Origin of the sequence: Pseudooceanicola endophyticus (assembly GCF_018760365.1) — a bacterium.
GTDB classification, from domain to species: domain Bacteria; phylum Pseudomonadota; class Alphaproteobacteria; order Rhodobacterales; family Rhodobacteraceae; genus Pseudooceanicola; species Pseudooceanicola endophyticus.
The window spans coordinates 23,899-48,838 of record NZ_JAHIAB010000011.1 but is presented as its reverse complement, the minus strand read 5'-3'; the positions used below and the strand labels follow the sequence as shown (position 1 = coordinate 48,838).

Annotated in this window: 24 protein-coding genes; 16 read left to right on the top strand and 8 right to left on the bottom strand. The window is 66.5% G+C overall.

Annotated features, from left to right (window positions below):
* Positions 1–262: 262 nt before the first annotated feature.
* Positions 263–1,372 (top strand): S-(hydroxymethyl)glutathione dehydrogenase/class III alcohol dehydrogenase, encoded by a 1,110-nt coding sequence (locus KM176_RS17835; RefSeq protein ID WP_160891439.1) that lies wholly within the window; start codon positions 263–265, stop codon positions 1,370–1,372.
* A complete protein-coding gene (gene fghA, locus KM176_RS17830; RefSeq protein ID WP_160891437.1) occupies positions 1,372–2,214 on the top strand; it encodes an S-formylglutathione hydrolase in 843 nt (280 codons plus the stop codon). Before KM176_RS17835 ends, fghA begins: the two co-directional genes overlap by 1 nt.
* Positions 2,215–2,284: 70 nt before the next feature.
* Here fghA and KM176_RS17825 read toward each other — a convergent pair whose 3' ends face one another.
* Positions 2,285–2,833, bottom strand: coding sequence for an ActR/PrrA/RegA family redox response regulator transcription factor (locus tag KM176_RS17825; protein WP_160891435.1), 549 nt, complete (start codon positions 2,831–2,833; stop codon positions 2,285–2,287).
* Positions 2,834–2,953: 120 nt separating this feature from the next.
* Positions 2,954–3,586: an SCO family protein gene (locus KM176_RS17820; protein WP_160891433.1), complete on the bottom strand. Its 633-nt coding sequence runs from the start codon at positions 3,584–3,586 to the stop codon at positions 2,954–2,956.
* A 105-nt stretch (positions 3,587–3,691) separates the two neighbouring features.
* Here KM176_RS17820 and regB point away from each other — a divergent pair, with 105 nt between their 5' ends.
* The 12 genes from regB to KM176_RS17760 all read left to right on the top strand — a co-directional run bounded on the left by regB (position 3,692) and on the right by KM176_RS17760 (position 19,331).
* A complete protein-coding gene (regB, locus tag KM176_RS17815; protein WP_160891431.1) occupies positions 3,692–5,068 on the top strand; it encodes a sensor histidine kinase RegB in 1,377 nt (458 codons plus the stop codon).
* A gap of 121 nt (positions 5,069–5,189) precedes the next feature.
* Positions 5,190–6,800 (top strand): PAS-domain containing protein, encoded by a 1,611-nt coding sequence (locus KM176_RS17810; RefSeq protein WP_236045367.1) that lies wholly within the window; start codon positions 5,190–5,192, stop codon positions 6,798–6,800.
* A gap of 100 nt (positions 6,801–6,900) precedes the next feature.
* Positions 6,901–7,374: a tRNA (adenosine(37)-N6)-threonylcarbamoyltransferase complex ATPase subunit type 1 TsaE gene (gene tsaE / locus KM176_RS17805; RefSeq protein ID WP_160891427.1), complete on the top strand. Its 474-nt coding sequence runs from the start codon at positions 6,901–6,903 to the stop codon at positions 7,372–7,374.
* Positions 7,367–8,389 (top strand): aminoglycoside phosphotransferase family protein, encoded by a 1,023-nt coding sequence (locus KM176_RS17800; RefSeq protein WP_160891415.1) that lies wholly within the window; start codon positions 7,367–7,369, stop codon positions 8,387–8,389. Before tsaE ends, KM176_RS17800 begins: the two co-directional genes overlap by 8 nt.
* Positions 8,365–9,051, top strand: a complete 687-nt coding sequence (locus KM176_RS17795) for a nucleotidyltransferase family protein (protein ID WP_160891413.1) — start codon at positions 8,365–8,367, stop codon at positions 9,049–9,051. The genes KM176_RS17800 and KM176_RS17795 overlap by 25 nt, the downstream gene beginning before the upstream one ends.
* The gene (addB, locus tag KM176_RS17790) at positions 9,044–11,971 is read left to right on the top strand and encodes a double-strand break repair protein AddB (protein WP_160891411.1); all 2,928 of its coding nucleotides are present in this window, start codon (positions 9,044–9,046) and stop codon (positions 11,969–11,971) included. Before KM176_RS17795 ends, addB begins: the two co-directional genes overlap by 8 nt.
* The gene (gene addA, locus KM176_RS17785) at positions 11,968–15,348 is read left to right on the top strand and encodes a double-strand break repair helicase AddA (protein ID WP_160891409.1); all 3,381 of its coding nucleotides are present in this window, start codon (positions 11,968–11,970) and stop codon (positions 15,346–15,348) included. The genes addB and addA overlap by 4 nt, the downstream gene beginning before the upstream one ends.
* Before the next feature lie 62 nt (positions 15,349–15,410).
* On the top strand, positions 15,411–15,731 hold the full coding sequence (gene trxA, locus KM176_RS17780) for a thioredoxin (RefSeq protein WP_160891407.1): 321 nt from the start codon (positions 15,411–15,413) through the stop codon (positions 15,729–15,731).
* A gap of 170 nt (positions 15,732–15,901) precedes the next feature.
* Positions 15,902–16,456, top strand: coding sequence for an ATP-dependent protease subunit HslV (gene hslV / locus KM176_RS17775; protein ID WP_160891405.1), 555 nt, complete (start codon positions 15,902–15,904; stop codon positions 16,454–16,456).
* Between the two features lie 26 nt (positions 16,457–16,482).
* Positions 16,483–17,793: an ATP-dependent protease ATPase subunit HslU gene (gene hslU, locus KM176_RS17770; RefSeq protein WP_160891403.1), complete on the top strand. Its 1,311-nt coding sequence runs from the start codon at positions 16,483–16,485 to the stop codon at positions 17,791–17,793.
* A complete protein-coding gene (locus KM176_RS17765; protein ID WP_160891401.1) occupies positions 17,793–18,242 on the top strand; it encodes a GNAT family N-acetyltransferase in 450 nt (149 codons plus the stop codon). Before hslU ends, KM176_RS17765 begins: the two co-directional genes overlap by 1 nt.
* A gap of 138 nt (positions 18,243–18,380) precedes the next feature.
* Positions 18,381–19,331: a class I SAM-dependent DNA methyltransferase gene (locus KM176_RS17760; RefSeq protein WP_160891399.1), complete on the top strand. Its 951-nt coding sequence runs from the start codon at positions 18,381–18,383 to the stop codon at positions 19,329–19,331.
* A gap of 13 nt (positions 19,332–19,344) precedes the next feature.
* Here KM176_RS17760 and KM176_RS17755 read toward each other — a convergent pair whose 3' ends face one another.
* Positions 19,345–19,950, bottom strand: a complete 606-nt coding sequence (locus KM176_RS17755; protein ID WP_160891397.1) for a Smr/MutS family protein — start codon at positions 19,948–19,950, stop codon at positions 19,345–19,347.
* 201 nt (positions 19,951–20,151) lie between these two features.
* On the bottom strand, positions 20,152–20,811 hold the full coding sequence (locus KM176_RS17750) for a Tim44/TimA family putative adaptor protein (RefSeq protein ID WP_160891395.1): 660 nt from the start codon (positions 20,809–20,811) through the stop codon (positions 20,152–20,154).
* A gap of 103 nt (positions 20,812–20,914) precedes the next feature.
* Between KM176_RS17750 and KM176_RS17745 the strand changes: the two genes are divergently transcribed.
* The gene (locus KM176_RS17745) at positions 20,915–21,400 is read left to right on the top strand and encodes an FxsA family protein (protein WP_160891393.1); all 486 of its coding nucleotides are present in this window, start codon (positions 20,915–20,917) and stop codon (positions 21,398–21,400) included.
* Between the two features lie 129 nt (positions 21,401–21,529).
* Positions 21,530–22,033, top strand: a complete 504-nt coding sequence (gene secB, locus KM176_RS17740; RefSeq protein ID WP_160891373.1) for a protein-export chaperone SecB — start codon at positions 21,530–21,532, stop codon at positions 22,031–22,033.
* Positions 22,034–22,084: 51 nt separating this feature from the next.
* Here the strand turns inward: secB and dnaQ are convergent, their stop codons facing one another.
* Genes dnaQ through KM176_RS17720 form a run of 4 tightly spaced genes read right to left on the bottom strand, consistent with a single transcriptional unit; the run spans position 22,085 to position 24,786 of the window.
* Entirely contained in the window at positions 22,085–22,774 is a 690-nt protein-coding gene (gene dnaQ / locus KM176_RS17735; RefSeq protein WP_160891371.1) for a DNA polymerase III subunit epsilon, read from the bottom strand.
* Positions 22,767–23,360, bottom strand: a complete 594-nt coding sequence (gene coaE, locus KM176_RS17730) for a dephospho-CoA kinase (RefSeq protein ID WP_160891369.1) — start codon at positions 23,358–23,360, stop codon at positions 22,767–22,769. Before coaE ends, dnaQ begins: the two co-directional genes overlap by 8 nt.
* Positions 23,357–24,190, bottom strand: coding sequence for a shikimate dehydrogenase (locus KM176_RS17725; protein ID WP_160891367.1), 834 nt, complete (start codon positions 24,188–24,190; stop codon positions 23,357–23,359). Before KM176_RS17725 ends, coaE begins: the two co-directional genes overlap by 4 nt.
* Positions 24,187–24,786, bottom strand: coding sequence for a Maf family nucleotide pyrophosphatase (locus KM176_RS17720; RefSeq protein ID WP_160891365.1), 600 nt, complete (start codon positions 24,784–24,786; stop codon positions 24,187–24,189). Before KM176_RS17720 ends, KM176_RS17725 begins: the two co-directional genes overlap by 4 nt.
* Positions 24,787–24,940 lie beyond the last annotated feature (154 nt).

The following is a 24,940-nucleotide window of genomic DNA, read 5'->3' as shown; positions in this document are numbered from 1 at the left end:
GCCGAAACACGGACCGAAGGGCGCCCCCGGTGGGCGCCCTTATGCTTTCATCTTTCCCCAAATATGCCTGCGTCACCATCGGTGCGGGCACGCGGCCGGGGCAGGGGGCTCTGCCCCCGCGCCTAGCGGCGCTCCCCCGGGATATTTATGGCCAGATGACGGGACGCCCGTCGCGCAAGGACCGAGGCGTGCCGCTTCGGGGCTTTCCTGCAAGGCAAGGCTATGCTTTGTCGGGGGCAAATCAATTCCGGAGGTATGCCCCATGAAAACCCGCGCCGCCGTCGCCTTCGAGGCGAAGAAACCGCTCGAGATCGTCGAGATCGACCTGGAGGGTCCCAAGGAGGGCGAAGTCCTGGTCGAGATCATGGCCACCGGCATCTGCCACACCGATGCCTACACGCTGGACGGGCTGGACAGCGAGGGCATCTTCCCCTCCGTGCTGGGCCATGAGGGCGCGGGCGTCATCCGCGCCGTGGGCCCGGGCGTGAAATCGGTGAAGCAGGATGACCACGTGATCCCGCTTTACACGCCGGAATGCCGCCAGTGCAAATCCTGCCTCTCGGGCAAGACCAACCTGTGCACCGCGATCCGTGCGACCCAGGGCAAGGGCGTGATGCCCGATGGCACCTCGCGCATGTCCTACAAGGGCGAGACGATCTATCATTACATGGGCTGCTCGACCTTCTCGAACTTCATCGTGCTGCCGGAGATCGCGGTCGCGAAGATCCGCGAGGATGCGCCCTTCGACAAGGCCTGCTACTGCGGCTGCGGCGTGACCACCGGCGTCGGCGCGGTGACCCATACCGCCAAGGTGACCCCCGGCGCCAATGTCGTGGTCTTCGGCCTGGGCGGCATCGGCCTGAACGTGATCCAGGGCGCGCGCATGGTCGGCGCGGACAAGATCATCGGCGTGGACATCAACGATTCCAAGGCGGAATGGGGCAGGAAGTTCGGCATGACCGACTTCGTGAACCCCACCAAGATCGACGGCGACATCGTCAGCCACCTGATCGCCATGACCGATGGCGGGGCCGATTTCACCTTCGACTGCACCGGCAACACCACCGTCATGCGCCAGGCGCTGGAAGCCTGCCACCGCGGCTGGGGCGTTTCCACCGTGATCGGCGTGGCGGAAGCGGGGAAAGAGATCTCCACCCGTCCGTTCCAGCTGGTGACTGGCCGCGTCTGGAAGGGCTCTGCCTTCGGCGGCATGAAGGGGCGGACCGACGTGCCGAAGATCGTCGACTGGTACATGAACGGCAAGATCGAGATCGACCCGATGATCACCCACGTCCTGACGCTGGAAGAGATCAACAAGGGCTTCGACCTGATGCATGCCGGGGAATCGATCCGCTCGGTGGTGGTGTTCTGATGGAGACGGTTTCCACCAACAAGGCCTTCGGCGGCACCCAGGGTGTCTACAAGCACGCCTCTGCCGTCACCGGGACCGAGATGACCTTTTCGGTCTACGTGCCCCCGCATGCGGAAGGCGCGAAACTGCCGGTGGTCTGGTACCTCTCGGGCCTGACCTGCACCCATGCCAACGTCACCGAGAAGGGCGAATTCCGCGCCGCCTGCGCCGAGCTGGGGCTGATCTTCGTGGCCCCCGACACCAGCCCCCGCGGCGAGGGCGTGGCGGATGACCCGGAGGGTGCCTACGACTTCGGCCTGGGTGCCGGGTTCTACGTGAACGCCACCGAGGCGCCCTTTGCGACCCATTACCGGATGCGCGACTACATAGAGCAGGAGCTTCCGGCGCTGATCGCGGCGGAATTCCCCGCCGACATGGAGCGTCAGTCGATCATGGGTCACTCCATGGGCGGCCACGGGGCGCTAACCATCGGACTGCGCAACACCGGGCGGTTCAAGGCGATCTCGGCCTTCGCGCCGATCGTCAGCCCGCTGAACTGCCCCTGGGGCGAGAAGGCGCTGAGCGGCTACATCGGCACCGACAGGGCCAAGTGGCGCGAATACGATGCCTGCGCGCTGATCGAGGACGGGGCACGGATGCCCTCGGGCCTGCTGATCGACCAAGGCACGGCCGACGGCTTCCTGGAAAACCAGCTGAAGCCCGAATTGCTGGAGGCTGCCTGCCGTGCGACCTGGCAGCCGACGACGGTGCGGATGCAGGAGGGTTACGACCACTCCTACTACTTCATCTCGACCTTCATGGCCGAGCATCTGGCCTGGCACGCGGAACGGCTGAAGGCCTGATCGCGCCCTCCCGGAAACGACAAAGGCAGGCCCTGCGGCCTGCCTTTTTTCATGGCCCTGATCGGAAGGATCAGCGCGGCGAGCGCTTGGCCAGGATCCGTTGCAGCGTCCGGCGGTGCATGTTCAGACGCCGCGCGGTTTCCGAGACGTTACGGTCGCACAGCTCGTAGACGCGCTGGATGTGTTCCCAGCGGACGCGGTCCGCGCTCATCGGGTTTTCCGGCGGCGGCGGCAGCTCATCCTCGGTCGAGAGCAGCGCATTGACGATATCGGTCGCATCGGCGGGCTTCGAGAGGTAGTCGGTGGCACCGATCTTCACGGCGGCAACGGCGGTGGCGATGGCGCCATAGCCGGTCAGCACCACGATGCGGCAATCGGGGCGGCGTTCGCGCAGCACTTCCACCACATCAAGCCCGTTGCCGTCTTCCAGCCGCAGGTCGCAGACCGCGTAGGCCGGGGAACGGGTGGAGGCGATGGCCTTGCCCTCGGCGACCGTCTCGGCGGTCATCACGTCGAAGCCGCGCTTCTCCATGGCCTTGGCAAGGCGCCGCAGGAAGGGTTCGTCATCGTCGAGAAGAAGCAGGCTCTTGTCTTCTCCGATTTCGCCCAATTCCGTCATCTTCACTGTCTCCGCTTCGGCCGTCGATCGCCCGCAGTTCTGCCGCAAGCTTTCGAAACCATTAATGCGGACGCCGGGTTAGGTCAAACCGGCAGGCGCGGCATTGGCGCATTCGGCGCGTTAACCCGCCTTGTCGAGAAAGCAGGAAACGCGATCTGCCATTTCTTCCGCCGTTTCCTCGCGGCGGAAGAAGTCGACGAAACCCCGGCCCGGCAGCACCAGGTAGCTGAAGGTCGTGTGATCGACCAGGTAGTCGTCCGCCGCCGCGCCGGCCTCGGGGGGATGGATCTTGTAATACACCCGGTAAGCGCGGGCGGCATTGCGGATCTGCTCGGGCGTGCCGGTCAGGCCCAGCAGGCGCGGGTGCAGGTAATCGGTGAAATCGGCCAGCTGAGGGGCCGTATCGCGCGCCGGATCGACCGAGATGAAGACCGGTTTCACGATCCGGCCCCGTGCCTCCAGCAATGCGACCGCCGCGACATTGCGCGCCAGATCCATCGGGCAGACATCGGGACAGTAGGAATAGCCGAAGTAGAGCAGGGCGGGCCGGTCGATCACTTGGGCCTCGCTCACCTCGGCGCCGGTTTCGTCCAGCAGGGTGAAGGACCCACCGATCTGCTCGGTGCCGCCGGCGATCCTGCCTGTCCGGCAGGCAGCCAGCGCGTCGTCGCCGCCGGGTCGCGTCGCGTACCAGGTGCCGCCCAGCAGCCCGCCCATGGCGATGACGGCGGCAATGGCATAGAGGCGCTGCATGACGGATCCCCGCGACGCCCCGTCGGATTGCGGGGCCTGCCCCTTAGACCTATCAATCGGAGACGTGATTGCAATCCATAGTTGGGTTGCAGGAAGGAAGTGCCCATGCCCGACAGCCCCAGCCCCTCCCAGAAGGACCTGCCGATCCAGACTGGCCAGCACCGCGGCAACTGGATCCGCCTGCGCACGCTGATCCTGCTGCGCTGGATGGCGATCACCGGCCAGCTTTCGGCGCTGTTCGTGGCCGAGCAGGTCTACCAGCTGAACCTCGAATACGGGCTGTGCTTCCTGGTGGTCGGGATCTCGGTCATCGGCAATATCGTCGCCAGCTTCGTCTTCCCCGAAAGCAAGCGCCTGTCGGAGGCCGAGAACCTGCTGATGGTGCTCTTCGACCTGTTCCAGCTCTGCGCGCTGCTCTATCTCTCCGGCGGGCTCAACAACCCGTTCTCGATCCTGCTGGTGGGGCCGGTGACGGTCTCGGCAGCCGCGCTTTCGGCGCGTTCGACGATCTTCGTCGGCTCCATGGCGATCATCCTGGTCACCCTGCTGACGGAATTCCACTTTTCGCTGATCACCCGGGACGGGCTGCTGTTGCAGGTCTCGGACGTGTTCCTGTTCGGCAACTGGCTGGCGATCGTCATCGCGATCATCTTCCTCGGCATCTATTCCCGCTGGATCGCGACCGAGATGCACGCCATGTCCGACGCCCTCCAGGCCACCCAGATGGCCCTGTCGCGCGAGCAGAAGCTGACCGACCTGGGCGGTGTCGTCGCCGCCGCCGCGCACGAGATGGGCACGCCGCTGGCCACCATCAAGCTGACCTCCGCAGAGCTGATCGAAGAGCTGGAAGACCATCCCGAGCTGCAGGAGGACGCCCGGTTGATCCGCGCCCAGGCCGACCGCTGCCGCGACATCCTGCGCTCCATGGGGCGGGCCGGGAAGGACGACCTGATGATGCGGCGCGCGCCGCTCTCGACCGTGATCGAGGAGGCGGCGGAGCCGCATCGCGACCGTGGCAAGCTGATCGAGTTCCTGCATGGTGACGGGGACGACCTGCCGCCGATCATCCTGCGCCAGCCCGAGCTGATCCACGGGCTGCGCAACCTGGTGCAGAACGCGGTGGATTTCGCCACCACCACGGTCTGGGTGGAAAGCAGCTGGGACGACCGGCAGATCACCGTGCGGATCATGGATGACGGCCCGGGCTTTGCCCCGACCGTGCTGGGCCGCATCGGCGATCCGTTCATGCGCCGGCGCCGCAGCAGCGTCGAACGCTCCGCGCGCCCCGAATACGAGGGGATGGGACTGGGCCTGTTCATCGCCAAGACCCTGCTGGAACGCACCGGGGCCGAGCTGATCTTTGCCAATGACGAGGGCGACGGCGGCGCCGTGGTCCAGGTCACCTGGCCGCGCCGCAAGATCGATGCGGAAACCGGGGAAAATGCCATTCCCTGGCAAAAGAACAGCCCGATCACCCATTGAAGGTTCCATTTTAACAATTCACCCCGTTCCGGTTGCGAGAACGGGGTGTTTCATTAATCAATATTTTACCTTCGGTTCAGAATGCTGTTTACACTTCGGCAGGAGAGAACGCGTGTTTTTCATGACGGGATCCGACATGACCGGGATCACTCCCTCGGCGCTCCTGCTCGCGATTGTGTTCGGCCTGCTGATGGCCGGGGCATGCCTGGTGATCCTTGGCGGGGTCGGACGGCGCACGCTGTCGCGGGAGGAAGAGCCGGGAGACCTGCCCGAGGCGCCGACCGCCTCGGTGTTCATCTTTGACGAGCAGCACCTGGTCAGCCTGCCGCGCGACTGGCAGGCGCTGCTGGACAGCGAACCCCAGGACACTTCGGACTGGACGCGGCTGCGCGGCCTTCTGGCGCCGCGCTTTCCCGGCCTGCCCGAGCAGCCGGAAGTGCCCGGCGGCAAGAGTTTCGCGCGCCTTGATGCCCGGCCCGCCGGCGACCGGGCCGTGCTGCGGCTGCGCCAGAGCGGGCGAAACCTGCGCCTGACCCTGTGCGAGGCCAGTCCCGCCACCGTCGTCGACCGTCATCTTTCGGTGCTGCGGACCCGGCAGCTGGACAGCCTGGACACCGTGCTGGAGGACCTGCCGATCCCAAGCTGGAGCGTCGACGGGCAGGGGGCCATCGTGCGCCGCAACGCCGCCTACCGGGCGCTGGAAAGCCGGATCTCGGGCGCCGAAGAGCTGACGGCGCCCCTGGTGCGCGGCGCCGAGGAGGGCGGCGACCGGCCGGAATTCACCTATCGCGTCATGCTTGATCCCCGGGGCCGGATGCCGGAGCGCTGGCTGGATGTCTCGGCGCGGCGCAACGGCGATGGCTGGGATTGCGCGGCGCAGGATGTCACCGCCCTGGTCAAGGCCGAGGTCGCGCAGCGCAACTTCGTGCAGACCCTCACCAAGACCTTCGCGCAGCTTTCCACGGGCCTGGCGATCTTCGACCGCGACCGCCAGCTGATCCTGTTCAACCCGGCGCTGGTCGACCTGACCGCGCTGTCGCCGGAATTCCTGACCGGCCGTCCGGCGCTGTCGCAGTTCTTCGACCACCTGCGCGACCGCCAGATCATGCCGGAACCGAAGAACTACGCTTCCTGGCGTGAACAGATCAACGCGCTGGTCTCGGCTGCTGCCGATGGCCGCTACCAGGAAACCTGGAGCCTGCCCAACGGCGCCACCTACCGGGTCACCGGGCGGCCCCATCCGAACGGCGCCATCGCCTTCCTGTTCGAGGACATCACCGACGAGATCGCCATCACCCGCCGCTTCCGCCAGCAGCTTTCGCTGTCGCAATCGGTGCTGGACGCGATGACAGACTCCATCGTGATCTTCGATGCCCAGGGCATGATGAGCTATTGCAACGCCGCCTACCGGCGGATGTTCGGCCTGACGCCCGAGGACGATCTTTCGGACATCTCGGTGCGTGATGCCCATGACACCTGGAGCCGCCGGGCCGCCGGAGCCCAGGGCCTGGATGAGCTGATGAGCCGCGTGCTGGGCCGTTCGGGGCGCGAGACCTGGCATGGCACCGCCCGGCTGAAGGACGCCGGAGAGGTTTCCTGCAGCGCCCTGCCGCTGGTCTCGGGCGCCTGCATGGTGACCTTCGGACGCGGCCCGCAGGCCCTGCCCGCCCCGCTGGCCGAGCGCCCGGAACAGCCCGCCACCGACCCGTCCGAGGCCCAGGCGGCCCAGTGACCCCCAGCGCCCCTGCGCGTGAGCGCAAAAGGGCGCACACAACTCCGCGGGGTCGGGAAGTTCGGCTTGCGGCGCGGGTGCCGCGCGTTACATTCGCGCAATGAGCCGTGCCACTTTCGACCTCCTGCTGCCCGATCCCGACGCCACCTGCCAGCTGGCCCAGCGCCTGGCGCCGCTGCTGCGGCCCGGCGACGTGCTGCTGCTGTCCGGCGGCATCGGCGCCGGCAAGACCCATTTCGCCCGCAGCCTGATCCAGGCGCTTCAGGACGAACCCGAGGACGTCCCCTCGCCGACCTTCACCATCGTCCAGGAATACGAGACCTCGGCCGGTCCGCTGTGGCATGCCGACCTCTACCGCCTGGGCGATCCCGCCGAGGCCGTCGAACTGGGACTGGAGGACGCCTTTACCGAGGCGATCTGCCTGATCGAATGGCCCGACCGGCTGGGCAGCCTGGCCCCCGCCGATGCCTGGCACCTGGACTTCACGCCCACCCCCGAGGATGGCCGCACCCTGACCCTAGACCTGCCCGCCCGCGCCGCCCCCCTTCTGAGAGAGATCCTGGCCCATGACTGACCGATCCGCGCTCAAGCAGACCTTCCTGGCCGGAACCGACTGGGCCGGTGCGCAGATCCGCCCCCTGGCCGGCGATGCCTCGATGCGCAAATACGACCGGCTGACCCGGGCCGACGGCAGCACCGCCGTGCTGATGGATGCCCCCCCGGAAAAGGGCGAGGACGTGCGCCCCTTCCTGCGCATCGCCAACCACCTGACCGGCATCGGCCTGTCGGCCCCGCAGATCCTGGCCGGCGACCCCGAGCGGGGCTTCCTGCTGCTCGAGGATCTGGGCGATGCCCTCTATGCCCGCGCCGTGGCCGCCCACCCCGAAAGCGCGCCGCTGCTTTACGGCGCGGCGGTGGATGCGCTGCAGGTGCTGCACACCCAGCCGATGCCGGTCGACCTGCCGCCCTACGATCCGCCGCTGATGACCCGCCTCGCGGCGCTGGCCTACGAATGGTACGTTGCCGGCGCCACAGACCGCACGCCCTACACGATGACCGCCTTCTCGGCGGATTTCCTGCCGCGCCTGTCGCGGGCCACCGGGATGCCCTCGGTCGTGATCCTGCGCGACTTCCACGCCGAAAACCTGCTCTGGCTGCCCGAGCGCGAAGGCCCCGCCCGGGTCGGCCTGCTGGACTTCCAGGATGCGCTGATGGGCCATCCGGCCTATGACCTCGTCTCGCTGCTCCAGGATGCGCGCCGCGATGTCCCCGAAGAGCTGGAAGCGCAGATGATCGCCCGCTTCACCGCAGCCTCGGGTCATGACCCCGAGACGTTCCGGCTGGCCTACGACATGCTGGGGGTGCAGCGGAACCTGCGCATCCTCGGCGTCTTCGCGCGGCTCTGCATGGCCCATGGCAAGCCGCATTACGTCGATTTCATCCCCCGCGTCTGGGGCTACCTGCGCCGCACGCTGGAACGCCCCGGCCTGGAAGAGATCCGCGCCCGGCTGGTCGCCGACCTGCCCGAACCCACGCCCGAGGTCCTGGACCGTCTGAAAGAGAAATGCGCGACACGCCCCTTGCCCTGATGCTGTTCGCTGCCGGTCACGGCACGCGGATGCGCCCGCTGACCAACAGCCGTCCGAAACCGCTGATCGAGGTCGCGGGCCGTCCCCTGATCGCCCATGCGCTGGACCAGACCCGTGATCTGGCGCTGCCCCGCACCGTCGCCAATGCCCATTACCTTGGCGACCAGATCGCGGCCCATTTCGCCGGTACACCCGTGCAGGTCAGCCCCGAGGCCGCGCTGCTGGACACCGGCGGCGGGCTGCGCCACGCCCTGCCGCTGCTGGGCGAGGGGCCGGTCTTCACCCTCAACACCGATGCGGTCTGGAAGGGACCGGCGGCGCTGTCGCTGCTGGCGCGCCACTGGGACCCGGCGCGAATGGATGCGCTGCTGCTGGGCATCCCGCCGGCAAACGCCATCGGCCATGCCGGGCAGGGGGATTTCACCCCCGATGCCGAAGGTCGCATCACCCGGGGCCCCGGTCTGATCTATTCCGGCGCCCAGATCACCACCACGCAGGACCTTGCCGCGATCCCCGAGACCGCCTTCTCTCTCAATGCCGTGTGGGACCGGATGATCGCCCGCGGGCGCCTGTTCATCCTGCCCTACCCGGGCCTGTGGTGCGATGTCGGCCGCCCCGAGGCGATCTCCCTCGCCGAAGAGATGCTGAGCGCCGATGTTTGAGCCCTCCGACCGTCCCCGTTTGTTCGGCCTTGCCCCCGGCGCGGACTTTCCCGCCGACCTGCTGAAGGGGCTTCTGGAACGAATGAAGAACCGCCCGCCGCAGGACCTGGCGCGGGTGGAACTTGTGGTGAACACCCGCCGGATGGCGCGTCGCATCCGGGGCCTGCTGGACACCGGCCCGGCGCTGCTGGTGCCGCGCATCCGCCTGCTGACCGACCTGCACTGCGCCGAACCCGTGCCGCCCGCGATCTCGGGCATCCGCAGGCGGCTGGAACTGATCCGGCTGATCTCGGCGCTGCTGGACGCGGAACCCGACCTGGCGCCGCGCGCCGCGCTTTACGACCTGGCCGACAGCCTCGCCAAGCTGCTGGACGAGATGCAGGGCGAGAAGGTCTCGCTTGACGATATCCGCAACCTCGATGTGACCGACCTTTCCGGACACTGGGCGCGGACGCAGAAGTTCCTCTCCATCGTCGGGGGGCTGGATACCGACCGCGAGGCCCCCGATCCCGAGGAACGCCAGCGCAAGGTGGTCGAGGCGCTGATCCGCGAATGGGAGGTCAACCCGCCCCGGCACCCGGTGCTGCTGGCGGGCTCCACCGGGTCGCGCGGGGCGACGCACCTGCTGATGCAGGCGGTGGCGCGGCTGCCGCAGGGCGCGGTGATCCTGCCGGGCTACGACTTTCACCAGCCGGACCGGATCTGGTCGCAGCTGGATGATGCCCTCACCGCCGAGGATCACCCCCAGTACCGTTTCCGCAAGCTGATGACCGGACTCGGGCTGGAGCCTTCGGAGGTGCAGGACTGGCACCCGGCCACCACCGGCCCGGCCCAGCGCAACCGGCTGATCTCGCTCGCGCTGCGGCCCGCGCCGGTCACCCACCAGTGGCTGGAGGAAGGCCCCGATCTGGGCGATCTGATCCCCGCGACCGAGGGGGTGACGCTGCTCAAGGCGCCCTCGCCCCGGGCCGAGGCGATGGCGATTGCCCTGCGGATGCGCGAGGCCGCCGAGACCGGCCAGACTTGCGCCCTGATCACCCCGGACCGGCAGCTGACCCGGCAGGTCAGCGCGGCGCTGGGGCGCTGGGGGATCACGCCGGACGACTCCGCCGGGATCCCCTTGCAGGTGACGCCCCCGGGCCGCTTCCTGCGGCAGGTGGCACAGCTGCTGATCGCGCCGCCCACGGCGGTGGAACTGCTGACCCTGCTGAAGCACCCGCTGGCGCATTCTGGCACCGGGCGGGGCCGCCATCTGGGCCTGACCCGCCGGCTGGAGCTGTACCTGCGCCACAAGGGCCGCCCGCGCCCCACCCCCGAAGACATCCGCGCCTTCGCCGCAACCGAGCGGCTTCAGGACGTTGCCCCGCGCTGGGCCGACTGGATCTGCACCCATGCCTTCGGCGCGGCCGCCCCCGCGCCGGAACCTCTGGACGACCGGGTCACCGACCACATGGCCCTGGCCGAGGTGCTGGCGCGCGGCTGCCTCGACGAAACGGGCAGCGGTGACCTCTGGACCCGCGACGCAGGCGAGGAAGCCCAGCGCGTCATGTCCGCCCTGGTCGAGGACGCCCCCCATGGCGATGCCTTCGCCGCGCGCGATTACACCGATCTGGTGGGCGCCATCATCTCGGGCGGAGAGGTGCGCAACGCCGATGAACCGCATCCGGGCCTGCTGGTCTGGGGCACGCTGGAAGCCCGCGTGCAGGGCGCCGATCTGGTGATCCTGGGTGGGCTGAACGAAGGCTCCTGGCCCGAGGCACCGAAACCCGACCCCTGGCTGAACCGCCAGATGCGCCAGCAGGCGGGCCTGCTGCTGCCGGAACGCAACATCGGCCTCTCGGCCCACGATTTCCAGCAGGCGGTCGCGGCACGCGAGGTCTGGCTGTCGCGCTCCATCCGCTCGCAGGATGCCGAGACCGTCCCGGCGCGCTGGCTGAACCGCCTGACCAACCTGCTGAGCGGCCTGCCCGAAAGCGGCCCCGCCGCGCTGAAGCAGATGGAGGCGCGCGGCAACCGCTGGCTCTCGCTCGCCCGTCAGGTCGAGACGCCGACGCCGATCCCCCCGGCCCGCCGCCCGGCCCCGCGCCCACCGATGGAGGCCCGCCCCCGCGATTTCTACGTGACCGAGATCGAGCGGCTGATCCGCGATCCCTATGCGGTCTATGCCAAGAAGGTCCTGCGGCTGTCGTCCCTGAACCCCCTGATGCGCGAACCCGACGTGATGCTGCGCGGCGATGTCAGCCACCTGGTGCTTGAGGATTTCGTCTCGGGCGTGGCGCAGGGCACCGTGCCGCTGGATGCGGGCGTCTTCCTTCAGATGGCACGCGAGGTGCTGGACAGGCAGGTCCCCTGGCCGGAAACCCGGCTTCTGTGGCACGCCCGTCTGGCCCGCGTTGCCGACTGGTTCGTCGCCCATGAGGGCGCCCGCCAGGAAGAAGCCGCCGAGATCCTGAACGAACGCAAGGGCACCGCGCGGATCGAGGCACTGGGGGTGTCGCTTTCCGCCCGCGCCGACCGGGTGGACCGTGATCACCATGGCCGGCTGCACATCTTCGACTACAAGACCGGCAAGCCGCCAAGCGAGCGGGAACAGAAGTTCTTCAAGAAACAGTTGCCGCTGGAAGCCGCCATCGCGGAGCTTGAGGGCTTCGGCAAGACCGGCCCGATGCCGGTGGCCCGCGCCGTCTACATCGGCCTGTCGAACCCGCCCGAAGAGGCCCATGCGCCACTTGAGGAAACCTCTCCGGCGCAGGTCTGGGCCGAGTTCACGCAGTTGATGGAGCGCTGGCTGGACCCCGAGCAGGGCTACCTGTCGCGCCGCGCCATGCGCGAGGTGCGCTTCAACGGCGATTTCGACCACCTGGCCCGTTTCGGCGAATGGGACGAAACCGATGACCCCGACCGGATGGACCTGACATGATCCCGCGCAACGAAGCCTCGGCCCGCCAGATCCGCGCCGCCCGGCCCGACCGATCCACCTGGCTTGCGGCCAACGCGGGGTCCGGCAAGACCCGCGTGCTGACCGACCGCGTGGCGCGCCTGCTGCTGGATGGCGTGTCGCCGCAGAACATCCTGTGCCTGACCTACACCAAGGCCGCGGCCTCGGAGATGCAGAACCGCCTGTTCAAGCGCCTCGGCGAATGGGCGATGCTGAAGGATGACGAGCTGCGCGCCGCCCTGACCGACCTTGGCATCGAGGAAGAGATCGACGCCCGCCGCCTGTCACGCGCCCGCACGCTGTTCGCCAGCGCCATCGAGACGCCCGGCGGCCTGAAGATCCAGACCATCCACTCGTTCTGCGCGGGGCTGCTGCGGCGCTTCCCGCTGGAGGCTGGCGTTTCCCCCCAGTTCCAGGAGATCGAGGACCGCAACGCCGTCATCCTGCGCGAGGAGGTGATGGAGCGCCTGTCGAACGGTCCCATCGCCGAGACGGTCGAACGGGTTGCCAGCTACCTGCGCGACGACAGCTTTGCCGCCCTGGTCGAGGATATCGCCCGCAACCGCGATCTTTTCACCACGCGCCACAGCGCCGAGGATCTGGAAGCGGCCCTCGAACTGCCCCCCGGCATGGCGATCGAAGACACGATCGCGATGGCCTTCACCGAGGCCGACCTGGCCTTCCTGCCCCAGCTTTGCGAGATGCTGCGCGCCGGGACCACCGCCGGGGATGCGAAATCTCTGGAAGCCTTCACGCCGATCCGCTCGCGCGACCTCGACAGCCTGCTGGTGCTTGAGGACCGGATGCTGACGAAAAGCGGCAAGACCCCGTTCAGCCCGTCGAAATTCCCCGGCGCCGCCGCCAAGAAGGCCTTCCCGCATCTGGTCGAGGGGGTGGAGGACTGGCAGGTCCGCATCGCCGAGGCCCGCGCCCTGCGCGTGGCGATCCAGGCCCGCGACAAGGCGCTGGTGCTACAGGATTTCGCCCGCGCCTTCCTGCCCGCCTATGCGGCAGCGAAGGAGGCGCGCGGATGGCTCGATTTTGACGATCTGATCCTGAAGACCCGCGACCTGCTGACCGACAAGACGGTGTCGCAATGGGTGCTGTGGCGGCTGGATGGCGGCATCGACCATATCCTGGTGGACGAGGCGCAGGATACCAGCCCGGTGCAATGGCAGGTGATCTCCGCGCTGGCGCGGGAGTTCACTTCGGGCGAGGGGGCGCGGGACGACGTGCAGCGCACGATCTTCGTCGTCGGCGACAAGAAGCAGTCGATCTATTCCTTCCAGGGCGCCGATCCCTCCGGTTTCGACCGGATGCGCGACGATTTCGGCGACCGGCTGGAACAGACCGACACTCCCCTGCAAAAGCTGGAGCTGCAATTCTCCTTCCGCTCCTCGGCCGCGATCCTGTCGCTGGTGGATACCGTCTTTGAGGGGCGCGAGGCCGCCGGTTTCACCCCCGACCAGCGCCACCGCGCCTTCAAGGCGACGATGCCCGGGCGGGTCGACCTCTGGCCCGTGGTGCCCGAGCTGAAGGAGGAGGAGGACCGCGAATGGTTCGATCCGGTCGACAAGCTGGCCGAGAACCACCACAACGTGATCCTCTCGCGCCGCATCGCCCGCCAGATTCACGAGATGATCCATGGCGGCGCGACCCTTCCCGAAGAGATCGGCCATACCGGCACCTACCGCGCGCGCCCCGTGCGTCCGAAGGATTTCATGATCCTGGTGCGGCGCCGCTCGGGCATCTTCAACGAGGTGATCCGCGCCTGCAAGGAACTGAACCTGCCGATGGCGGGGGCCGACCGGCTGAAGGTCGCGGCAGAGCTGGCCGTGCGCGATGTCACCGCCTTCCTCGCCTTCCTGGCGCTGCCCGAGGACGACCTGTCGCTGGCCGCCGTGCTGAAATCGCCGATCTTTGGCTGGGATGAACAGCGGCTGTTCGATCTGGCGTATCGGCGCGCCCAGGGCATCACCCTGTTCCACGCGCTGGAGGCCAGACCACTAGATTTTGAGTGGGAGCTGGGGCTAATACGCGACATGATGGGTCAGTCGGACTTCCTGCGCCCCTATGACCTGATCGAACGGATCCTGACGCGCCACGACGGGCGCCGCAAGCTGCTGGGCCGTCTGGGCCCCGAGGCCGAGGACGGTCTGGATGCGCTGCTGGATCAGGCGCTGGTCTACGAGCAGACCGAGGTGCCCAGCCTGACCGGCTTCCTGGTCTGGATGGAGGCCGACGAGCTTGAGATCAAGCGCCAGATGGATGCCGCCTCGGACCAGATCCGGGTGATGACGGTGCATGGCTCCAAGGGGCTGGAAAGCCCGATCGTCATCCTGCCCGAGACGATCTCGGGCGGGCGATCAACGGCGCCGCATGTGGTGGATGCCGCGGGCCTGCCGCTGTGGTCGCTGACCGAGGCGGAGGAGCCCGCGCCGATGCGCCTGCTGCGCGCCGCCCGCAAGGAGGCCAATGCCCAGGAGCTGGACCGGCTGCTTTACGTCGCCATGACCCGGGCCGAGAAATGGCTGATCGTCGCCGCCGCCGGCAAGGTCGGCGAGAAGAGCGAGAACTGGTACACCCGGATCCGCGACGGGATGCAGATCATGGAGGCCGACCCGCTGCCCGTCGACGAGGCGGAGGGCCTGCGGCTGGAGGTCGGAGACTGGGACCTGCCCGTCGAAATCCCCGAGACCCGCCACGTCGAAGAGCCCGTGCTGCCCGGCTGGGCCCATGCCCGCGCGCCGAAACCGCCGCTGCCGCAGAAGACCCTGTCCCCGTCCGAGGATCTGGGCGGGGCCAAGGCGCTGCCCGGCGCCGAGGGGCTGGACGAGGCCGCCGCGAAACGCCGGGGCCGCCAGGTCCACCTGCTGCTGGAACACCTGCCGCTGCTGGCGCCCGCCGACTGGCCCGAAACCGCGCAAAAGCTGCTGGGCAGCGGCCCGGACCTGGCCGAACCGGCCGAGATCGCGCTGCTGCTGGGCGAGGCCACGAAGGTCCTGACCGGCCCTGTCACCGCGCCCTTCTTCGGACAGGACGCCCTGGTCGAGACCGGCATCACCGCAACCCTGGCGGAACTGGACGGCCAGCGCATCCATGGCATCATCGACCGGCTGATCATCGACGAAAACGGCGTGCTGGCGGTGGATTTCAAGACCAACGTCACCATCCCCGACCGCCCCGAGGCCGTTCCGACGGGCCTGCTGCGCCAGATGGGCGCCTATGCGGCAGCGCTCAAACAGGTCTACCCGGATGTGCCGGTACGCACGGCGCTTTTGTGGACGCGCAATGCTACATTGATGCATCTGCCCGATGCGCTGGTCATGGCAGCCTTGCACGACGCCGCCGCAGCTTGACCCGGACAGGGGCGGTACTTAGGTTCGCCTCAACTCACTCATACCCCCGATGGAGGCCCGATATGGCAACCCATGCAGTCACCGACGATACCTTCGAGGCAGAAGTCAAGAACGCCGACCTGCCCGTTCTCGTGGATATCTGGGCGGAATGGTGCGGTCCGTGCAAGCAGATCGCGCCCGCGCTGGAAGAGATCGCCACCGAAATGGAAGGTAAGCTGAAGGTCGTGAAGGTCGATGCGGATTCCAACCCGCAGGCCGTGATGTCGATGGGCGTGCGCGGCATCCCCGCGCTGTTCATCTTCAAGGACGGCCAGATCATCTCCAACCGCACCGGCGCAGCCCCCAAGGCCGCCCTGCAGAACTGGATCAACGACACGATCTGAGGCATGGCCCCGGGATCAGATACGAAAAGGCGCCTCAGGGCGCCTTTTCTTTTGATGTCATGGGCTTGTACGTTTCCGGCGGGAAAGATTCCGCGGCAAGATCCTGCCGCAAGCCTTGCCCGCCCGCGCCCCCACCCTCATATAGCGGCCAAGATCGAAGGAGATATCTGATGGCAGACAGCGATTTTCCCGGCTGGCACGGCACCACGATCATCGGCGTCCGCAAGGGCGGCCGCGTGGTGGTTGCGGGCGACGGGCAGGTGTCGCTTGGCAATACCGTGATCAAGGGCACCGCGCGCAAGGTGCGCCGGCTCTCGCCCGGCGGCTATGACGTGGTGGCGGGCTTTGCCGGATCCACCGCAGACGCCTTCACGCTGCTGGAGCGGCTTGAGGCGAAGCTGGAAATGACCCCCGGACAGCTGGCCCGCGCCAGCGTCGAGCTGGCCAAGGACTGGCGCACCGACAAGTACCTGCAGAAGCTGGAGGCGATGCTGATCGTCACCGACGGCAAGGACCTGTTCGTGATCACCGGCGCCGGCGACGTGCTGGAACCCGAACACAACATCGCGGCCATCGGCTCGGGCGGGAACTATGCTCTGGCGGCGGCCCGCGGCCTTTACGACTACGAGGAAGACGCCGAGAAGATCGCCCGCAACGCCATGGCGATTGCCTCGGACATCTGCGTCTTCACCAACGGAAACCTGACCGTGGAGACGATCGGCTGAGCCGGTCGCCCGAAAGGACCCCTCCCATGACCGACCTGACCCCCCGCGAGATCGTCAGCGAACTGGATCGCTTCATCATCGGCCAGAAGGACGCCAAGCGCGCCGTGGCCGTGGCGCTGCGCAACCGCTGGCGCCGCAAGCAGCTTTCCGATGACCTGCGTGACGAGGTCTATCCGAAGAACATCCTGATGATCGGCCCGACCGGCGTCGGCAAGACCGAAATCAGCCGCCGGCTGGCCAAGCTGGCGCGCGCGCCCTTCATCAAGGTCGAGGCCACCAAGTTCACCGAGGTGGGCTATGTCGGCCGCGACGTGGAACAGATCGTGCGCGATCTGGTGGATTCCGCCATCGCCCAGACCCGTGAATGGATGCGCGAAGACGTCAAGCAGAAGGCCCATGAACAGGCCGAGGAACGCGTGATCGAGGCCATCGCCGGCAAGGATGCCCGCGAAAGCACGCGCGAGATGTTCCGCAAGAAGCTGCGCGACGGCCACCTGGACGATACCGTCATCTCTCTGGAACTGCAGGACAATTCCAACCCTCTGGGCGCGATGGACATCCCCGGCCAGCCCGGCGCCGGCCAGATGGGCATGATGAATCTGGGCGATATCTTCGGCAAGGCCTTCGGCGGCCGCACCGTGACCAAGCGCCTGACCGTGGCCGAAAGCTATGGCATCCTGATCGGCGAGGAAGCCGACAAGCTGCTGGATGACGAGACCGTCAACCGCACCGCGCTGGCCGCCGTGCAGGAGAACGGCATCGTCTTCCTGGACGAGATCGACAAGGTCTGCGCCCGCCAGGATGCCCGGGGCGGCGACGTCTCCCGCGAAGGCGTGCAGCGCGACCTGCTGCCGCTGATCGAGGGCACGACCGTCTCGACCAAGTACGGCCCCGTGAAGACCGACCACATCCTGTTCATCGCCTCAGGCGCGTTCCACATCGCGAAACCCTCGGATCTGCTGCCCGAACTTCAGGGCCGCCTGCCGATCCGGGTGGAGCTGCGCGCACTGAGCGAGGACGATTTCGTCCGCATCCTGACCGAGACCGACAACGCCCTGACCCGCCAGTACGCGGAAATGCTGGGCACCGAGGACGTCAACGTCACCTTCACCGAAGACGGCATCCGCGCCATCGCCCGCATCGCCGCCGAGGTGAACGGCACGGTCGAGAACATCGGCGCCCGTCGTCTGTATACGGTGATCGAGCGGGTCTTCGAGGAACTCTCCTTCACCGCGCCGGATCGCTCGGGCGATGCGGTCGAGGTGGACGCGGCCTTCGTCGAGAAGAACGTCGGCGCCCTGGCGGCCTCCGCCGATCTCAGCCGGTACGTGCTGTAATGACATCGCATATTCGCCTCGCGACGAGTGCGGATCTGCCGGAGGTCGGGACCATCGTCTCGGCCGCCTATACCCCCTGGATCGAGAAGATCGGCCAGCGGCCCGGACCGCTGACCGACGATTACGCGGCGCTGATCGCCGAGGGCCGGGTCCATGTGCTGGACGAGGGCGCCGAGGTGCTGGGCTTCGTGGTGCTGGTGCCCCAGGGCGCGGCCATGCTGCTGGACAACGTGGCGGTGGCGCCGCAGACCCAGGGCAGGGGCATCGGACGCCTGCTGATGCAATTCGCCGAGGACCAGGCGCGGGCAGCGGGCCTGACGACGATGCGGCTTTACACCCATGTGCGGATGGACACGAACATCGCGCTCTACACCCGTCTGGGCTACGGCGAGACGCGCCGGGTGACCGAAAAGGGGCTGCACCGGGTCTATATGGAAAAACCCCTGTGAAGCCCCGAAACAGGTTGTTGACTTAAGGGCCTCTCAGGCCGTATCGCCATCGCCGATGCAGAGCGAGTCTGCAGCGTTTTCCCCGCCCCGGCGCCGGCAAGACCGGCGAAATGGCGGGCCCTTTGGAAAGTGACAGCGATGATGGGAACCCGTTTCCCCTCGGGCGACCCGGCAGCGGACCGGCGCGCCTCCTATGCGGAGATGCTGGTGCATATCGGCGATCTCGGCGCGGCGATCGAGGTGTTCGCGGGCACCATGGACCTGGTGCCCGGATGGGCCGCCGGCTGGTTCCGCCTGGGCGAGCTTCTGGAAGGCGCCGGCGCCGTGGAGGAGGCCTGCGCGGCCTGGGACAAGGCGGTGATCGCCGATCCCGCCGACCCGCTGGGCGCCGGGCTGAAGCGCGACCTGCTGCGCCGCGTGCCGGTCACCGACACCATGCCCTCGGCCTTCGTGGAACTGCTGTTCGACCAGTATGCCCACCGGTTCGAGACCTCTCTGGTCGACAAGCTGGCCTATCGCGGCCCGGCGCTGATTGCCGATGCGCTGACGCGGGCGGGCGTGGGCTATGCCAGCCGGGTGCTGGACCTGGGCTGTGGCACCGGCCTTGCCGGCGTCGTCCTGCGCGAGCGCAGCGGCTGGCTGGGCGGCTACGACATTTCCGAGAACATGCTGGCCGAAGCCGCCGAGAAGGGCATCTACGACCTGCTGGAAAAGCGCGACCTCTCGACGCTTGAGCTGGGCGCCGAGCGCTACGACCTGATCGTCGCCGCGGACGTGTTCATCTACCTGGGGGCGCTGGAACGCATCCTCGGCTGGTGCGCCGACGCGCTGGCCCCCGGCGGCACGCTGACCTTCACGGTCGAGCTGGGCGAGGCCCCGGTCGAGCTGCGCGAAAGCCGCCGCTTTGCCCATTCCCGCGCCTATGTGGAGGGCCTTCTGGCCGATGCAGGCTTTGCCCTGGTCCAGATCGAGGACTGCGTGCTGCGGCAGGATCGCGGCAGCGATGTCGCCTCGCTCTGCGTCGTTGCCTCGGCGCTGATGCAGCGGCCCGAGCGGGAAGGCGATCAGGTGGTCCGCACCCTCGCCTGACCATATATGGTTATCAACGGTTCCGGCGAAGGTAGATGTAGTATGCGCCGGTGCCGCCATGTTTCAGATGGGCGGCGCTGACCTGCAGCACGCACTGGCTGAGCGGCGGCAGCGCCAGCCAATGCGGCAGCTGGTGGCGCAGGATGCCGTGACGCACCGGGATCGGCCCCTCGTCATCATTGCGGCGGCCCTTGCCGGTGATCACCAGCACCAGCCGCATGTCCTGCGACATGGCCCGCAGGATGAAGCCGGTCAGCGCCCGGTGCGCCCGTTCCACCGTCATGCCGTGCAGGTCGATGCGTGCCTCGGGCGTCATCTTGCCCTTCTTCATCTTGCCATGGGTCTTCTTGTCCATCCGCACCGGCGCCCGGTGCAGGCGATCGGGCAGCGGATCCAGGACATCATGCGGCGGCACCCGACCGCCGGCGTTCTGACCCAGCCGGAACGCCGGGATCGCGGGCTCCGGATCGGGCATCGGACGCGGCACGGGGGCGGTCTTCTTCGGGGGTTGCGGCGCCGGCGCGGGCGGCTTTCCCTCCGGGTGCATCCGCTTGGCCTGGCCGGCAACGGATTGCCACAGCTCGATTTCCTCGGCAGACAGACGGCGGCGGCGGCTCATCCGGCGATCCTCCGGACCCGCGGGGCCAGGCTCTGCCCGTCCTCATCCTGCCGCACCGTGATCATTTCGTGCCTCCTCGTGCCGTCCGGCCCCCTCCTGCCATCCTTGACCGGAAGATTTAAGAGAAAAAGGCCCCGGGTCACCCCGGAGCCTCGTGAAATCCCTGCAAGATCGGTGCTGCCCGGCGATCGGGCAGGCAGATCATTCGCCGGTGGCGACCAGCTGCCAGTTCAGATCGTCGGTGCCCATGCGGCGCTCGAAGGTCCAGGTATCGCGCTGAGTCTTGATCTTGCCTTCCTCGCCCTCGATCACCGTGCCGTTGGCATCGCGCACCACCTGGGTCAGCTGGCCGACGAAACGCACGGTCAGCGCGGCAAGACCGGTGGCGGGGTCGAACTCCGCCTCGGCCAGGGTGGTTTCGCGGACGCCGATGAACTCGGCCTCGACGCTCAGGCCCTGACGGTCGCGGGCATCCACCACCTCGGCGAAGCTGTGGTAGACGTCTTCGGAAAGGAAGGGACGCACCTCGCCCAGTTCGCCCTTCTCGAAGCCCATCAGGATCATCTCGTAGGCGGCACGGGCGCCGCCGAGGAACTCGTTGACGCTGAAATCGGGCTCTGCGGCCTTCATCTCGGTCAGGGCGCGGGCGGCGGGGCTGCCCTCGGCGACATGGTCGATGATGTCATGGTCGGGACCGCCATCGATCACCTCGAAATTGCCCTTCCGCTCGGTCGGCTGGGGCCCGGTGGAAACCGGAGGTTTCTCGAACCCCTCGCGGGTCCCAAGGACGCTGCGCAGGCGCAGGATCAGGAAGATGGCGATCCCTGCTAGGACGAGGAGCTGGAGTATCGGCGAATTCATGGGAACCTCTCGGGCCTCCGGGGCATGGTATCTCTTAGGGTCCGTTCCTATGTAGGGATTGCACCGGGCTTCGTCCACTGTGCGAACGAAAGGAGATTACACCATGTGGTTGTTGCTGGCCTTCATTGCGATCCCGATGATTGAGATCGCGCTTTTCATCAAGGTGGGCGGGTTGATCGGCCTTGGCTGGACCCTGGCCATCGTCTTCGGCAGCGCGATCCTGGGGACCTGGATGGTCAAGCAGCAGGGCCGCGAGGTGCTGGGGAAGATCCAGAAAAGCTTTAACGACCTGTCCGATCCCTCTGCGCCGCTGGCCGAGGCCGCGATGATCCTGATTGCCGGCGTGCTGCTGGTGACGCCCGGCTTCTTCACCGATGCCCTGGGCTTTGCCCTGCTGATCCCGGGCTTCCGCCACGCCGCCTTCCGCTTCCTGAAGAAACGCGTGAAGGTCCAGAGCTTCACCATGGGCGGTGCCACCCAGGGCGCACAGGCGCAACCGGGCCAGCCGGATATCATCGACGGCGAATTCACCGAGGTAGACCCCTCCAAGCGACCGACGCACCAGCCGTCGGGCTGGACGCGACACTGAGCCGCTGCCCATCGCGGCAACAGTCCCCCTGTTTCTGGCCCCTTCGGTCTTAACGCGGCGTTGAGGCAGCCGGTGCAAGCTGCTACCAAATGTCCCGACGCAGAAACTCCGAAGGGGAGGAAGCCGGAAATGGCTGATCAACCGAATGGCGCGGCGCCGCAACAGGCGCCGCAGGTCAAGATGAACGTTCTGACGCAGTATATCCGCGACATGTCGTTCGAGAACATCCTGGCACGCAAGCCGGCCGCCGGCCAGGTGCAGCCCGATGTGAAGGTGCAGGTGGCTCTGGACGCGAAGAAGCGCGAGGCAGAGCACCAGTTCGACGTGATGATGAAGCTCACCATCGCCAGCAATGCCAAGGAAACCGGCGACCCGATGTTCCTGATGGAGCTGGAATATGTCGGCGTCTTCCATGTCGAGGGCGTGCCGGACGAGCAGCTGCATCCCTTCCTGCTGATCGAATGCCCGCGGATGCTGTTCCCCTTCGCCCGCCGCATCGTCTCGGACGTCACGCGCGACGGGGGCTTCCCGCCGCTGAACCTCGATACGATCGACTTCGTGTCGCTGTACCGGGCCGAGCTTCAGCGCCGCGCCGCCGCGATGCAGCAGCAGGCGCCCGAAACCACCAACTAAGTGGTTCTGAGGACACGAAAAATCCGGCTTCGCGCCGGGTTTTTTGTTGCCTTACTGCATCTTGGCCCAAAGGGCCCCATCTCCCATCTTCTCGACGAAAGCCCGGTGGGCGGCCTTTTCCTCTTCTGTCAGGCGCGCCTCCAGGGGCACCGGACGGGGACGCGGACGCCAGTCGTCCTCAACCGCCGTATCGGTCTTGCGGGTCGCCGTTGCCAGCACCAGATCCGGCTGGCGACCACCGATCAGTTCCAGATAGACCTCGGCCAGGATCTCGGAGTCGAGCAGGGCGCCGTGCAGCGTCCGGGCAGAGTTGTCGATGCCGAAACGCCGGCAGAGCGCATCCAGGGAAGCCGGTGAGCCCGGGAATTTCTTTCGCGCGATGGCCAGAGTATCGACCGCCTGGGCGTTCGGGATCTGCGCCATGTTCAGCCAGCCAAGTTCCGCGTTGAGGAATTTCATGTCGAAGCTGGCATTGTGGATGATCAGCTTCGAATCTCCGATGAAATCGACGAAACTTTTCGCCAGATCACGGAACACCGGCTTGTCCGAGAGGAATTCCGTGCTGAGCCCGTGCACCTTGAAGGCATCTTCCGGCACATCGCGTTCCGGATTGATGTAGACATGATAGGTCTCGCCGGTCGGAACATGATTCAACAGCTCGACACAGCCGATCTCGACCAGCCGGTCGCCCTGGAAGGGATCAAAGCCGGTTGTTTCGGTATCGAGAACAATCTCACGCATGGATCTGACCTTTCCGGATCTCTTCGAGGATTTGTGCCACCTGTTCCCTCACATACGGTAGCGTACGTGTCTCGATCACATAGCTGGCCCGGGCGCGCTTCCCGGCATCCGGGAGCTGTTTTTTCAAAATCAACTCAAACTGGTCCTCGGTCATGGTTCCGCGCGCCATGACACGGCTTTTCTGAGTCTCCGGGTCGGTCGAAACCACCGCAACGGCATCAAAAATACCCTCGTACCCGTTTTCGTAGAGCAGTGGGATATCGCAGACGGCAACATCCGACTTCGCTCTTTCGATGAAAATCCGACGATCCTCTGCCACCAAAGGATGAACGATCTGCTCGATCTTTCGCAAAATGGATGGATCGTCCGCAATCATCCGCTTCAGTGTTTCACGTGAAACAATACCATCCCGTACCGCCTCCGGAAATGCAGCCTTCATGGGCGCCACCGCCGCCCCACCGGGCCCATAAAGCCGATGCACAGCGGAATCTGCATCCCAGACATCGCATCCCGCCTCGGCGAACATCTTCAGAGTCGTCGACTTTCCCATGCCGACGGACCCGGTCAGGCCGAGAAGAAAGCTCATTTAAGCGCCTCGATCCGCAGCGCCTCCGTGACTTCGGGACGGGCGCCGAACCAGCGTTCGAACCCGGGCACAGCCTGATGCAGAAGCATACCCAGACCATCCACCGTCACGCAACCCGCTTCGCGGGCCCGGCGCAGAAGGGTGGTTTCCAGAGGATTGTAGACGATATCGGTCACAACCTGGCCCGGATGCAGCACATCCAGGTTGAGATTGAGTTCCGGATGATTGACCATGCCAAGCGACGTGGTGTTCACAACCAAGGCAGCCTCGGCCATCGAAGAGGACGCCAGGTGCCAGTCTATCACCTTGAGTTTTTTACCAAAATCGCTCTGAAGTTGCTCTGCGCGGATGCGCGTCCGATTGGTGATGAAGATCTCCGGAACGCCGACTTCCAGCAGTGCGAAGACAATCGCGCGCGAAGCCCCCCCCGCGCCCAGCACCATCGCCGGACCGGACGCCGGATCCCAGTTCGGCGCATATTGCTTCAGATTCTCAAGAAACCCGTAACCATCTGTATTATCAGCATGAATCTTGCCATCTGGACGAAAGATGAGCGTATTCGCCGCCCCGATCAAAGAGGCACGGTCGGTCACGATATCGGCCAGTTTCAGCACCGCTTCTTTGTGGGGAATCGTCACGTTGATGCCAACGAAACCCATTTTCGGCAGCATTTTCAACGCATCGGCCAGGTCATCATGGTGGATATCCATGGGGATGTAGTGCCCGCGCAGCCCCATGGTCCGCAGCCAGTGGCCATGCACCTGCGGCGAACGGGAATGTGCAATCGGGTGCCCGATCACACCGGCGAGGGGGGCAGCGTCCAGCGTCATGAGTCGATGGCTCCTCTGAGGGCAAGGTAGTCCAGAATTTCCAGCAAAGGCAGGCCGAGGATGGCAAAATAGTCTCCCTCGATCCGAGAGAACAGCCGAACGCCTTCGGATTCGACCTGATACGCCCCGCAGGACGTACCGACCTCCGGCCAGTTTCTTTCGAGGTAACCCTCTAGAAAGGCTTCGGAAAATGGTCTCATCGTCATTTTCACCGAGCTGACCTTGCGCCAGACCACGCGATCCTCGTTGTGAATGACCGCAGCCGTGTGCAAGACGTGGCGCTTGCCAGCCAGCGCCCGCAGCTGATCGCGCGCCTCTTCCAGGCTTTCCGGCTTTGAAAAGATCCGCCCCTCCAGGTCCAGCACCTGGTCGCAGCCGATCACGAAGGCCTCCGGTGCCTTCCGGCCGACCTTTTCGGCCTTCGCCTGCGCCAGGGCGTCCGCGATGTTGCGGGGGCTTTCGCCCTCGGCCTCAAGCGCCTGGCGCACCGCATCCTCATCGACCCGCGGTTTGCGGGCTTCGAAAGAAATACCCGCATTTTTCAAGAGTTCCGCACGAATGGCGGAGCCTGAAGCGAGGAGGATCGGAGCGACCATGGGGATAAACCCGTTCAAAATTCGGACGTAAGCGCGCGGACCGTTCTGGGAAAAAACGCCCGAAAGCGCAAGTCCTGCATCGACCGGTGGAAAACCTTGCCGAGTCGCGCCTGAGTCGCCCCGATTCCCCCACGGTGGGAAAGGATATGTGGAT

What these genes read in the sequence shown, in the direction of transcription:
- KM176_RS17835 (WP_160891439.1), top strand. Translation starts at nt 263, where the DNA reads ATGAAAACCCGCGCCGCCGTCGCCTTCGAGGCGAAGAAACCGCTCGAG.
- fghA (WP_160891437.1), top strand. Translation starts at nt 1,372, where the DNA reads ATGGAGACGGTTTCCACCAACAAGGCCTTCGGCGGCACCCAGGGTGTC.
- KM176_RS17825 (WP_160891435.1), bottom strand. Translation starts at nt 2,833, where the DNA reads ATGACGGAATTGGGCGAAATCGGAGAAGACAAGAGCCTGCTTCTTCTC.
- KM176_RS17820 (WP_160891433.1), bottom strand. Translation starts at nt 3,586, where the DNA reads ATGCAGCGCCTCTATGCCATTGCCGCCGTCATCGCCATGGGCGGGCTG.
- regB (WP_160891431.1), top strand. Translation starts at nt 3,692, where the DNA reads ATGCCCGACAGCCCCAGCCCCTCCCAGAAGGACCTGCCGATCCAGACT.
- KM176_RS17810 (WP_236045367.1), top strand. Translation starts at nt 5,190, where the DNA reads ATGACGGGATCCGACATGACCGGGATCACTCCCTCGGCGCTCCTGCTC.
- tsaE (WP_160891427.1), top strand. Translation starts at nt 6,901, where the DNA reads ATGAGCCGTGCCACTTTCGACCTCCTGCTGCCCGATCCCGACGCCACC.
- KM176_RS17800 (WP_160891415.1), top strand. Translation starts at nt 7,367, where the DNA reads ATGACTGACCGATCCGCGCTCAAGCAGACCTTCCTGGCCGGAACCGAC.
- KM176_RS17795 (WP_160891413.1), top strand. Translation starts at nt 8,365, where the DNA reads ATGCGCGACACGCCCCTTGCCCTGATGCTGTTCGCTGCCGGTCACGGC.
- addB (WP_160891411.1), top strand. Translation starts at nt 9,044, where the DNA reads ATGTTTGAGCCCTCCGACCGTCCCCGTTTGTTCGGCCTTGCCCCCGGC.
- addA (WP_160891409.1), top strand. Translation starts at nt 11,968, where the DNA reads ATGATCCCGCGCAACGAAGCCTCGGCCCGCCAGATCCGCGCCGCCCGG.
- trxA (WP_160891407.1), top strand. Translation starts at nt 15,411, where the DNA reads ATGGCAACCCATGCAGTCACCGACGATACCTTCGAGGCAGAAGTCAAG.
- hslV (WP_160891405.1), top strand. Translation starts at nt 15,902, where the DNA reads ATGGCAGACAGCGATTTTCCCGGCTGGCACGGCACCACGATCATCGGC.
- hslU (WP_160891403.1), top strand. Translation starts at nt 16,483, where the DNA reads ATGACCGACCTGACCCCCCGCGAGATCGTCAGCGAACTGGATCGCTTC.
- KM176_RS17765 (WP_160891401.1), top strand. Translation starts at nt 17,793, where the DNA reads ATGACATCGCATATTCGCCTCGCGACGAGTGCGGATCTGCCGGAGGTC.
- KM176_RS17760 (WP_160891399.1), top strand. Translation starts at nt 18,381, where the DNA reads ATGATGGGAACCCGTTTCCCCTCGGGCGACCCGGCAGCGGACCGGCGC.
- KM176_RS17755 (WP_160891397.1), bottom strand. Translation starts at nt 19,950, where the DNA reads ATGAGCCGCCGCCGCCGTCTGTCTGCCGAGGAAATCGAGCTGTGGCAA.
- KM176_RS17750 (WP_160891395.1), bottom strand. Translation starts at nt 20,811, where the DNA reads ATGAATTCGCCGATACTCCAGCTCCTCGTCCTAGCAGGGATCGCCATC.
- KM176_RS17745 (WP_160891393.1), top strand. Translation starts at nt 20,915, where the DNA reads ATGTGGTTGTTGCTGGCCTTCATTGCGATCCCGATGATTGAGATCGCG.
- secB (WP_160891373.1), top strand. Translation starts at nt 21,530, where the DNA reads ATGGCTGATCAACCGAATGGCGCGGCGCCGCAACAGGCGCCGCAGGTC.
- dnaQ (WP_160891371.1), bottom strand. Translation starts at nt 22,774, where the DNA reads ATGCGTGAGATTGTTCTCGATACCGAAACAACCGGCTTTGATCCCTTC.
- coaE (WP_160891369.1), bottom strand. Translation starts at nt 23,360, where the DNA reads ATGAGCTTTCTTCTCGGCCTGACCGGGTCCGTCGGCATGGGAAAGTCG.
- KM176_RS17725 (WP_160891367.1), bottom strand. Translation starts at nt 24,190, where the DNA reads ATGACGCTGGACGCTGCCCCCCTCGCCGGTGTGATCGGGCACCCGATT.
- KM176_RS17720 (WP_160891365.1), bottom strand. Translation starts at nt 24,786, where the DNA reads ATGGTCGCTCCGATCCTCCTCGCTTCAGGCTCCGCCATTCGTGCGGAA.